Genomic DNA, 11329 nt, shown 5'->3' with positions numbered 1-11329 from the left:
TACGACAAACTCGCCGTCCGCTTCCTGGCTACCGTCCACATCGCCGCCATCGACCTGTGGCTACGGTGACCCGACTTTCGAAACACGACCTAGCTCTCCATCTTCTTGACGATCTTCTGGATGGTGAGCCAGGTGCGGGTGGTGATTTCCTTGCTGTAGGTCTTCTCCATCCAGGCCATGAAGTTCGGGGTGCGGGGTTCGGTGTTGTCGATGACCGCGAGGACGACCCGGGCGGCGGCGTCGTAGCCGATGATCCGGACGCCGGCTTCAGTGTGTTTGCGTAGCTCTCCGGCGACGTTCGGTGGGGCCTGTTTGAGGAAGGTCGCGGTGAGATATGTGCCGCGGCCATGGGTCAGGCCCGGAAACGGATCGGTGTCGAGCAGGTCGCGCAGTTCGTCGTAGGTGCGCACGATGGTGCCGCCCGGAATTCCGAGTTCGCTGTTCAGCGCGTCCTGGACGCGGGCTTCCAACTTCGCGATATCGGTATCCGCGGTTCGGAAGACCACATTGCCGCTGGCCAATACCGTGGCGACCTGCTCGAATCCCAGCCCCTCGAACACCCCGCGCAGCTTCTCCCCCTTCATATTGGGGTTCGTCGGCATGATCCCGCGCAACAGCGCCGCGTACCTGTTCATGCCGTGACCGTACCGACTGCCACCGACGCATACCGGCATACTCGGCCGAGATAGCGTGAGCCCCGGGTCCATTCCGGATCCCGGGGCTCGGTCGCGCTTACGCCGACTGGGTGGCGCCGTTCTTCTTGCGCTCGATATCTTCCAGCGCGGCAATGTATTTGGCGCGCTCCTCGGCACCGGCCTCCCAGGTCGCCTTGCGATTCTTGACGACCTTGGCGGGCGCGCCGACGGCGATGCTGTAGTCCGGAATCTCGCCTTTGACCACCGCATGCGCGCCGAGCACACAGCCGCGGCCGACGCGGGTTTCGCGCAGCACGGTCACCTTTGCGGCGATCCAAGTGTCCGGACCGATACGGACCGGGCTCTTGACGATGCCCTGATCCTTGATCGGCATATTGATGTCGTCCATGCGATGGTCGAAGTCGCAGATGTAGCACCAGTCCGCGACCAGCGTGGATTCACCGATCTCGATATCGAGGTAGGTGTTGACCACATTGTCCTTGCCGAAGACGACCTTGTCGCCGATGCGCAGCGAACCCTCATGGCAGCGAATGGCATTACCGTCGCCGATATGCACCCAGCGGCCGATCTCCATCCGGCTCAGTTCGGGGGTCGCGTGGATCTCGACGCGCTTGCCGAGGAAGACCATGCCGCGCAGCACGATATGTGGATTGGCCGCCTTGAATTTGAACAGCCGGTAGTACCGCACCAGATACCAAGGCGTGTACGCCTTGTTCGCGAGCACCCAGCGCAGCGACGCCAGCGTCAGAAATCGCGCTTGCTGCGGATCCCGGCGGCGCGAGCCGCGCCACCGCGAGCGCAACGGTGCGCCCCACATGCTCGTCACGAACTCATCTCCTGTCGTGGTCCTTGACATGGCGACCGTCCCGGTCGCGACGGCTAGAGCTTATCCGGTCGGAAAACACGGCCGGGACCCGTACAACGTCGGCCGACCCTCCCGTACAGTGATCGCTGCGCCGCCGACGGCGGCGGCGAACCTCCACGCGGGCAACCCCGACTCGGGTGGTGCACGTACCGGGGTCGACACGCTTTCGGTCACGTCCACGACGACAGGAGTGCAGCAGGTGCGAAGCGGCGGCGTACTGGCCAATCCGGCGCGCGGGCTGACCCTGTCCCGACTGGGGGCGGTGGCGGCCATCGGCGCCCTGGTATTGACGGGCTGCGGTACCGACGTCGACGACATCACCGTCGGATCCGGCAAGGGCTGGACCACCGCGCACAACGACGGCCGCAACAGTGGCGTAAGCCCGGTCACCGGCTCGCGCAAACTATCGCTGGGCTGGTCACGACCCGTCGGTGGACCGGTCGAGGAACCCTTGACGATCGGCCCGGACGGGCAAATGTTCCTCACCACGTCGGCGCCCAACAACTGCGCCATCCTCTCGCTGCAGATGCTGACCGGCCGCAAGCGCTTCTGCAACGCGCTGGGACCGAATGCGATCTCCGCGCCCTCGGTGGTCGACAGCGGGACCAATGTCTACGTCGGTGACGACAGCGGGGTCAGTGCCTTCAACTCCATCGGACAGCCGCGCTGGCGGACGCCCGTTGCGGGCGTGCCGGTTTCGGCGCAATTCACCGGCGACGGGAACATCCTGACGGTCACCCAGTCCGGTCAGATAGATGTGCTGAGCCGCCAGACCGGTGAGCGCGTCGTCAGCACCACCCAACTGCTCGGCGACCCCGATTTCCTGGAGTACCCGGATCTCACCCGCCCCACGTCCGGTCAGGGTCTCGACGACTGCGCGATCGGCGGACCGCAGTGCCCGGTCGCCAATATCTCGCCGATCGAGGTGTCCAGCGGCCGCTTCTTCGTCACGCTGTGGGAGCCGGGCAAGCCGATCGCCGCACTCGTCGCATTGCGCTACGCCGACAATAAGATTCAGCAGGAATGGAGCGCGGACCTGCTCACCGAGGGCAGCGCGACCAGCCCGACGCTGTCCGCCGACGGCCACACCGTCTACGTCGGCGACAACTCCAAGCGTCTGATCGCCGTTGACGCCGCCGACGGTCGCACCAAATGGGTGCAGCCGCTGGATTGGGCTCCGCGCGGCGGCATTTCGGTCTCCAGCGACGGCCTGATCATCCCGTCCGGTGACGACGGCCACCTGCTCGCCCTGCGCGATAACGGCGACGCCGCCGAAATCGTCTGGGAGCGTAAGGATCTCACGCTGCGCGGCACCCCCGTCCAGACCGCGGGCGATACCGGCTATACCGCCGCCGCCATCGGCGACGGCATCAACCTGATCACCTTCGATACCAAGACCGGCGCCACCGTCGACTCCGACGCACTTCCGAATGCCAAGGGCACCACCACCGGCACGTCCATCGGCCCCAAGGGCGAGGTAGTCCTCGCCACCCGCATCGGCGAGGTCTTCGTCTTCAAACCAGACCGGTAACCACTCCACCCGCCCGCCCGCGTACGACACCTCGGATAACGAGCTGGACAGTCGATCACCACACGCTGATGTCGGCAAACGTCGAGAGCGAGCCTTAAGCATTGCATTCTCGACTCCAGCGAACGTGGGTAGGGCGCCGGCGAGTCGACGGAGCTGTGGGTGGCTGGGATCAGGTGGTGCAGAGGAAGGCGGCGGCGGTGCGGGCGATTCGGGTGAGGACGAGGGTATAGGGCTTGGTGCCGCGTAGTTTCAGGCGTTTGCGGAGGGCGTCGGGGTCGATATCGACGCCGCGGATCAGGATTTCCAGGGAGCCGCAGTCGCGGCGGGCCAACTCTTGGCGGAGGGTCTTTTCCCGGAGTTCCAGGCGGTCCTCGATGCGGAAGCCACGGACACCGTCGGGGACGTTGTTACCGGTGAGGTAGGCGATATTCGGATCCAGTTGCCAGAGGCCGTGTTTCGCGGCGTAGTGGCGAACCAGGCCCGCGCGCACGATGGCGCCGTCGGGGTCGATGATCCATTCGCCGGGCGGCTGGTCGGGAATCTCGTCCGGGTCTGTGTCGGTGTAGGCGACGGATCCGCCGCGGGAGGTGAGGACGGTGGCGCGGCGGGTGACGCCGGGTTCGGACAGCCCGGCCGACCACAGGCAGGCCTCGCGGACCGCACCATCGAGGGAGACGATCTCGATTTCACCGGACCAGTCGAGGCGGTCGAAATCCAATCCGGGAGCGCACTTTACGGCCAGGTCGCGACCGGGATAGGCGGCGAGCAGATCCGGCAGCGGCGGTTGCAGTTTCGCCGGATCGTGGGTGCGGCGGCCGTCCGCGCGCCGGGCCGGATCAGCGATGACTACAGTGCCGGTGCTGCACGGGATCAGGGCATCGGCCTTGGCCAGCAGGACATTTCGGGAGGCGGCGAGGTTGTGCGCGGCCATCGATAGACGCACGTCATCGAGGTCGCTGCCGAGTACCGAGGGGCAGGTGCGGCTCAGCTCGGCCAGTTCCGCACCGATCGAGCAGGTGACATCGTGTACGGCGCACCCGGACAGCCGGTCGGCGCGGTGGCGTGCCACCAGCGTCGGGGTCGCCTGTTGCAGCGCGTCGTCGGTGAACAGCCACTGCTCGGTATCGACGAGTTTGGCCGTGGCGCGACGGCGCAGGCGCACCGTTTCCACGAGAGCGCCCGACCGCTCGCCGAATTCGCGACGCACCCGCTCCAGATCGCGCAGGTGCGTCGCGGGAGTCAGCTCCAGCCGATCCACCTCGGCCAACGCGGCGCTACCCGCCGCACTACCGAGGAAGACGACATCCTCGCGGCCGAAGCGGTAACCCACTACTTGGCGGCGGCGCCCGGCTTCACGCCGGTGATCATGGCGTTGTAGAAGAACTGGCGCGGCACCACCCGGCGCATGATGTTCTCGTCCAACCAACTCAGCCGCAGCCACGCGCGGTACATGGCCATCCGGTAGCCCATGGTGAGCTTCTCGTCCGGCACGGCCGCCTCGAAGGTGCGCACCGGCCAGCCCCACAGCGCCGCCGCGAACTCCTCGGTGCTCGCCTTGACGTCGGTCGCACCGGCCCGCCGGGCCATGGCCTCGAGGTCGCTCGGATCGAAGGTGTGCAGGTCGACGACCGCCTCCAGCGCCGCGGCGCGTGAGGACTCGTCCAGTTCAGCTTGCGGCCGCCGCCAACCCGACAGTGCGGGCAGCTTGGTCACGGTGGTGGTGGCCTTCCAGGTGATGCGGCCGAGCCAGCGGGCGTAGAAGTTGCCCGCGGTGGTCGGTTCACCGGCGAAGACGAAACGCCCGCCCGGCTTCAGCACACGCAGGCACTCCTTGAGCGCCAGTTCCACATCCGGGATGTGGTGCAGCACCGCGTGGCCGACGACGAGATCGAAGGTGTCGTCCTCGTACGGGATGGTCTCGGCGTCGGCGACCCGGCCGTCGACATCGAGCCCGAGGTTCTCGGCATTGCGCAGTGCGACCTTCACCATGCCCGGCGAGAGGTCGGTGACCGAACCGGACTTCGCGACGCCACCCTGCATGAGGTTCAGCAGGAAGAAGCCGGTGCCACAGCCCAGTTCCAGCGCACGCTCGTACGGCAGCGGCGCGGGGCCGACCGCGGCGTCGAACCGGCCGCGGGCATAGTCGATACAGCGCTCGTCATAGGAAATCGACCATTTGTCGTCATAGGTCTCGGCTTCCCAGTCGTGATAGAGCACCTGGGCGAGCTTCGTATCCTTCAGCGCTGCTTCGACCTCGGCCTCGGTGGCATGCGGGTTCGGCGCCGGGTCATCGGGGTGGACCGTCATGGTGGGCAAGCCTAGCCAACCCCGCGCCGCACGTGTGCAGCGGACCAGTGAGTAGGACCTAATTTCGGATTGCCGTCATGTCCCCCGAGACTCGTTCTGGTTCTGAACCTACCCGGTGATCTACCCACGCACCGCCGCGCGCCCCTGATGCGGCCAGCAACCAGGGGCTCGAGCGGGACTCACGATCATCGAGTGCCGCGGAAGTCACACGCCACACCTCGCAGGAACATGTTCCTATTTACGGTCCCTGTCGGCGCTCGGATCGCCCGAATCCGACCGACCGATCGCAGCAGCGCAGATCCCGCACTACCGCCCAGTAACGAAAAGCACCGAACAATCAGCGGATATGTCGATGCCACTGCACCTGCCGGTCCATCTGGGGCGCGATCAAGCCCGTTCAGCCCAACTGGCGAATCGCCTCAGAATCCGACGAATGCCACCGCACCGCAACCGTCGGCCAGCCGACTCGGCGCCTATGCCATCGCATCCATCAGTCCAGCCAGAGCACGGAACATACCCGTCCAGCCCGCCTGGAAGTGCTCTGGAGCGCTCAACGAATGCCTCCGCAACCGTCGGGCCGGGTTCGACTCGGCCGCCGCCGCTGTATCGACCGATCCCAACTCGGCGCGATCGAGCCCGTCCGCACTGACGAATGCGGTCGAACCCGGGCAATCGGCCAGGTTCGCGGTGCCCGTGCCGTCGTATCGACCGATCGCGCTGGGCGCGCTGGCCCCCGTCAGCGCCCGACGAAAGTTGCCGAGCCTGGGCCGTCGGCCAGGTAGGACTCCGTGCCGATGCGGCGGTCCTCGGTGGTGAAGAGGGCAGCCCATTCGGTGCGGGCGCGGTCGAGGCCGTGGGGGCCTGCCTCGAAGACGGCCTTGGCGGCGGCGAGGGCGCGGGCGGGGCCGTCGGTGAACTGTTGGGCCCAGTGCATCGCGGTGGTGTAGACGTCGTCAGGGGCGACGACCTCGTCGACCAGGCCGAGGCTCATGGCCTCTTCGGCCTCGACGAAGCGCCCGGTATAGACGAGGTCTTTGGCGGGGCCGGGGCCGATCAGTAGTGACAGGCGGCGGATGCCCGCGAGGGGGATGAGGCCCGCTTTGATTTGCGGCAGGCCGAGTTTGACGTTGTCGCCGATGATGCGGCGGTCGGCGGCGAGGGCGAGTTCCAGACCACCACCGAGGCAGTAGCCACTTATCGCGGCGACGGTGGGCTGGGGCACCTTGGCAAGGCAGGCCAGTGCCGCCTGCAAATCGGCGGCCATGGCTTCGGCCTGATCCGGGCCGAGCTCAGAAAGTTCGGCGAGGTCATCGCCCGCGCAGAAGACCCGCTCGTCGCCGTAGACGACCAATGCCGCGACCCCAGGCCGCGCGGCGACAACCGCCGCCGCCTCGGCCACCTCCCGAACCAGCTGCGCATTCAGCAAGTTCAGCGGCGGACGGTCGATCCGGAGGACGGCAACGCCGCGGACGGCGGGATCCTCGGGCAACTCCAGGGTCACGAATTCGGCCATGGCAGGAAACCTACTGCCTCACGGACGCGCGGATCCCCGGAGCCTGCTGGTATCCGGCAATCCGGCGAAGTAGCGCTGGTTTTCCGGGAATTCGAGCACCTGCCGCCCGTTGTCACCGGTGAGCACCGGCATGATCGGTTCGATCACCCGGTCGACGGCCAGAATCTCCGCGGTGGAAGCGAATTCGGCAATGGCATCGAGCTGCGACCAGGTCGGCGGCAACAGCACGTCGCTGCCCGCGCGCCAACGCTCGAGCGCCTCCGCCGCGGTGCGCCATTGCACCTCGGCCGCCTCGGAGGTGGCACCGTCGGCGAGTTGTCCCTGCGGCAGGACCGCGACGAAGAACCGGGTGTCATAGCGCCGCGGCTCGATCACCGGAGTGATCCAATTCGCCCACGGCCGCAGCAGATCCGCGCGCAGCACCAGCTTCTCCTCGGCGAGGAAGGCCGCAAGCGAGACCTCACGCCGCTCCAGCCGAGCACGGGCATCGTGGTAGCCGGTGGTATCGGAGACGATGGTTTCGCCGGTCGGCCCGGCCAGCAGCACACCGCATTCCTCGAAGGTTTCGCGCACGGCGGCGGCCACCAGCGCCTTGGCCCTCGGTTCGGTGGTGCCGAATTTCGCGGCCCACCAAGCGGGTTCGGGTCCGGCCCATTCGATATCGGCAGTGCCGTCGGACGGATCGACACCGCCGCCAGGGAAAACGGTCATACCGGCGGCGAAGGCCATTGCCCCGACCCGGCGCTGCAGGAATACCTCGGGACCGGTGACACCGTCACGCACCAACATCACCGTCGACGCGTCCCTCAGCGACGGAATCGGCTGCTGCGCGTTCGTCTCGCTCATGACCGCGCCGCGCTGACATCCGGCGCCGTCATACGCGATCGCGCATTATGTTGACGGCTCACTCGCTGACGCCCGCTCACGACCGTACCTCGCCCACGCTCGGCTCCGTCATGCGCGATTGCGCGCTCGGTTGCTTGTTCACGCCCGCTCACTCTTGCACCCTAACGCGTGCTTGTTTTACGGCGTAATCCAGATCACTCGTACGATGTCAGCGTGAACGGTGCCGCCCCAAGCGACGCGCGCGCCGAGCGAAGTACCGACCGTCGACGCGATCCAGCGCGATCGACTGACTGAAGGCCTCACTCAGGTTCTCGGCGGTCAGCACATCCGGCAGCAAACCCTGTGCGACAACCGCGCCCTCGTTCAGCAGCAGGCCATGGGTGAAGCCCGGCGGAATCTCCTCGACGTGGTGGGTCACCAGGACCATGGCGGGGGAATCGGGATCCGATGCCAGATCGCCGAGACGTTCCACCAACTCCTCGCGACCGCCCAGATCGAGCCCGGCGGCGGGCTCGTCGAGCAACAGCAACTCCGGATCGGTCATCATCGCGCGGGCGATCAGCACCCGCTTGCGCTCCCCCTCGGACAACGTTCCGTAAGTGCGATCGGAAAGATGTTCGGCTCCGAGACTTTCGAGCATATCGATGGCGCGGTCGGTATCGACATCGTCGTAACGCTCGCGCCAGCGGCCGAGGACCGCGTACCCGGCGGAGACCACCAGATCGCTGACCTTCTCGTCGCGCGGAATCCGGCTGGCCACCGCGGCCGAGGACCAGCCGATGCGCGGTCGTAGCTCGCTGACATCGGTTTTGCCGATGACTTCACCGAGCAGATGGGCAATGCCCGAGGTCGGATGCACTTCGGCGGCGGCCATGCGGAGCAGCGAGGTCTTGCCCGCGCCATTGGGTCCGAGGACCACCCAGCGTTCGTCGAGCTCGACCTGCCAGGTGACCGGGCCGACGAGGGTGTGACCCGAGCGTCGGATGGTCACGTCGGTGAAATCAATGAGCAGATCGGGATCCGGTTGCGGCACGGGCTCCATCTTGGCCCAAATGCGCGCTGTTCGTACGACCGACCCATGCCGGTAGCCACGACGTGGCCATTCGGCCGCGACGACAGACCGCCGCGGCCGGTGGGCGCACCGCTCCCGGCGGATTTTCAGGGGACTCATCGGTGCAACGGAACATCCGCGCGACGATCAGTGCCAGCAGGCAATCACGATTGTCCCGGTACCGCGATCACAGTTATCGAACCCGGCGCGACCTCGGTGAAACCGGCGTCACGAACCGCGACGGCCTGTCCGCGAGACACCTGCTCGCACAGCGACGCCCACCGCTGCGGTCCGGATTCGCGCACCGCGCATCGGAACTCGCGCTGCGACCACCGCAGCGCCTCCTCCGCGGTAAGCCCACCGGCGAGCAACATGCTGGCGTGACCGACCTGCGCCGCGGCCTTGCCGAGCGTCATGCCGAGCTTCGCATTCACCCACAGCACCGGCAGGTCGGGATCGGCGGGTCCGGGATCGTCGTGTTCGAGATCGGTGCCATTGATCTGCAGCCGCCTGATCCGCGGATCGACCTCACCGACCGGCCCCGGCACGAAGGCCCGCGCCTGCGCACCGTCCACCTCGACGGTCACCCCGTCGACCTCATCGGCGGCCAGCCACTGCGCACCGCGCGCCCGCCGTGCCACCTTGCGGATCCGGGATCGCTTCCAGGCCAGGAACCGCTGCTCCCACGTTCCCTCGGGCCCGACCCGCTCATCCAGGCACAGTGCCACCGTGGCCGCAGCCGCGGCCTCCAGCAGCGCGCTGCGTCGCGGCGGATCGACCTTCGGAATGTGCAGCACCATCTGCATGGCCTGCACCAGGGCGGGATCCTCGGGATCGCCGAGACCACCGTAACCGCGCGCAAGCTCCGCGTGTCGAGCGCGGAAACCCTCGACACCCGTTGACAATTCGGGCTCCGCTGTACCACCGTCCCGGAATCCGGCGGTGCTCTCCGGGATACTCGACATCACTCCACCTCGATCGTCAACATGCTGCGCGGCCGCGACTCCCACGTCAGGTCGCACTCGAGTGCAAGCTTCGGGACGCCCGCCGCATTCCCGCTGGAGTCCTGTACCACCGAACCGTCTGGAGCGACTTCCGCACCACAAACTCCGGAGATATTCGCCGGACGTGAGTCAGCTTCCGACGAGCGGCACGCGACGTATTCCGCCGTCGCGGGCATCGGCAGCCTCCACCTCGTCGCGGGTCACGCCGAGGATGAACAGGACGGCGTCCAGGTAGGGGTGCGAGAGAGCCGCATCGGCAACCTCGCGCAACGCGGGCTTCGCGTTGAAGGCGACACCGAGCCCGGCCGCATTGAGCATGTCGATGTCGTTGGCGCCGTCGCCGACCGCCACGGTCTGCTCCATCGGCACCCCCGCCTCCGCGGCGAACTTGCGCAGCGCGGTGGCCTTGAAGGCACGGTCGACGATTTCCCCGACCACCCGGCCGGTCAGCTTGCCATCCACGACCTCGAGCGTATTCGCCTGCACGAAGTCCAATTCCAGTTCGTGCGCGAGCGGTTCGATCACCTGACGGAAGCCGCCCGACACCACACCGCAGCGGAATCCGATGCGGCGCAAGGTCCGAATGGTGGTACGTGCACCCGGGGTCAGCTCGATCCGGTCGGCGACCTCCTCGATCACAGATTCGTCCAGCCCCTCGAGCGTCGCGACCCGCTGGCGCAGCGATTCGGCGAAGTCGATTTCGCCGCGCATGGCCGCCTCGGTGACCTCGCGGACCTGATCCTCCACCCCGGCGTGCGCGGCGAGCATCTCGATCACCTCGCCCTGGATCAGGGTGGAATCGACATCGAAGACGATGAGCCGCTTGCCTCGGCGGGCCAGTCCGGCCCGCTCCACCGCGACGTCCACCTGTTCGGCGACCGCGACCTCGGCCAGCGCCGTGCGCAGCCGGGCATCGGAATCGGGTCCGGTATCGGTCGCGGTGACCAGGAGTTCCATGCCGGTCACCGGATAGTCGGCAATGCCGCGGATGGTGTCGATATTGGCGCCGAGCGCGGCGAGCTGGCGGGAGACCGAACTGAATGCGCGCGCGGTCACCGGTGCGCCGAGGATGACCACCGCGTGCGTGGACATCGGCTGTCTGCCGATCTGGGCGTCGACCTCGACGTCGACATGCATGCCGACGGTATTCATCGCCTCTTCGAGCTCGTCCTGCAGCGCCTCAGGATCGCTCGGGCAGGTGACCAGCACACCGAGGGTCAGTCGGCCACGGATGACGACCTGCTCCACATCCAGCAGGCTCACGTGATGCCGCGACATCGCCGCGAGCAGCACGGAGGTCACACCGGGCCGGTCGGGTCCGGTGACGGTGACGAGGACGGTGGTGTCGGCCAACTGAGGTGCTCCAAGTTAGTTGTTTGCCGTAGCTGTGCTGGACCTCGGTGTCGCAACGCTTCGGTCGGTGCTTGTCCCACAAATGAGTGTGCACCCACTGATGATCAGTAGGTGCACACTCATCATGGCGACGCTACTGCATAGCCGGATATCTCTCTGGCAGCCAACATAGTTGCTCACTCGCCTGGAGGGCTCGCGCTATG

General features: G+C 66.9%; 10 protein-coding genes. 1 reads left to right on the top strand and 9 read right to left on the bottom strand.

Annotated elements, in window-relative coordinates:
• Positions 1-89 precede the first annotated feature (89 nt).
• A complete protein-coding gene (locus ACIBJI_RS39405; protein WP_364360083.1) occupies positions 90-635 on the bottom strand; it encodes a DUF1697 domain-containing protein in 546 nt (181 codons plus the stop codon).
• 97 nt (positions 636-732) lie between these two features.
• On the bottom strand, positions 733-1482 hold the full coding sequence (locus tag ACIBJI_RS39400) for an acyltransferase (protein ID WP_364360080.1): 750 nt from the start codon (positions 1480-1482) through the stop codon (positions 733-735).
• 118 nt (positions 1483-1600) lie between these two features.
• Here ACIBJI_RS39400 and ACIBJI_RS39395 point away from each other — a divergent pair, with 118 nt between their 5' ends.
• Positions 1601-3052 (top strand): PQQ-binding-like beta-propeller repeat protein, encoded by a 1452-nt coding sequence (locus ACIBJI_RS39395; RefSeq protein ID WP_364360077.1) that lies wholly within the window; start codon positions 1601-1603, stop codon positions 3050-3052.
• Positions 3053-3221: 169 nt separating this feature from the next.
• Here the strand turns inward: ACIBJI_RS39395 and ACIBJI_RS39390 are convergent, their stop codons facing one another.
• The 7 genes from ACIBJI_RS39390 to serB form a co-directional block, all read right to left on the bottom strand.
• Entirely contained in the window at positions 3222-4382 is a 1161-nt protein-coding gene (locus ACIBJI_RS39390) for a class I SAM-dependent methyltransferase (RefSeq protein ID WP_364360074.1), read from the bottom strand.
• Entirely contained in the window at positions 4382-5359 is a 978-nt protein-coding gene (locus tag ACIBJI_RS39385) for a methyltransferase domain-containing protein (RefSeq protein WP_364360071.1), read from the bottom strand. Before ACIBJI_RS39385 ends, ACIBJI_RS39390 begins: the two co-directional genes overlap by 1 nt.
• A 736-nt stretch (positions 5360-6095) precedes the next feature.
• Positions 6096-6872, bottom strand: a complete 777-nt coding sequence (locus tag ACIBJI_RS39380; RefSeq protein ID WP_364360068.1) for an enoyl-CoA hydratase-related protein — start codon at positions 6870-6872, stop codon at positions 6096-6098.
• Positions 6873-6890: 18 nt separating this feature from the next.
• Entirely contained in the window at positions 6891-7718 is an 828-nt protein-coding gene (locus ACIBJI_RS39375; RefSeq protein WP_364360065.1) for an NUDIX hydrolase, read from the bottom strand.
• 208 nt (positions 7719-7926) lie between these two features.
• A complete protein-coding gene (locus ACIBJI_RS39370; RefSeq protein WP_364360086.1) occupies positions 7927-8760 on the bottom strand; it encodes an ABC transporter ATP-binding protein in 834 nt (277 codons plus the stop codon).
• 173 nt (positions 8761-8933) lie between these two features.
• Complete coding sequence (locus ACIBJI_RS39365; protein WP_397088129.1) at positions 8934-9734, bottom strand: peptidyl-tRNA hydrolase; 801 nt, start codon at positions 9732-9734, stop codon at positions 8934-8936.
• A 168-nt stretch (positions 9735-9902) separates the two neighbouring features.
• Positions 9903-11126, bottom strand: a complete 1224-nt coding sequence (gene serB, locus ACIBJI_RS39360) for a phosphoserine phosphatase SerB (protein ID WP_364360059.1) — start codon at positions 11124-11126, stop codon at positions 9903-9905.
• Positions 11127-11329: the final 203 nt, after the last annotated feature.

Source organism: Nocardia sp. NPDC050408 (assembly GCF_044458905.1).
Taxonomy (GTDB): domain Bacteria; phylum Actinomycetota; class Actinomycetes; order Mycobacteriales; family Mycobacteriaceae; genus Nocardia.
This window is presented reverse-complemented; position numbering and strand designations above follow the sequence as displayed.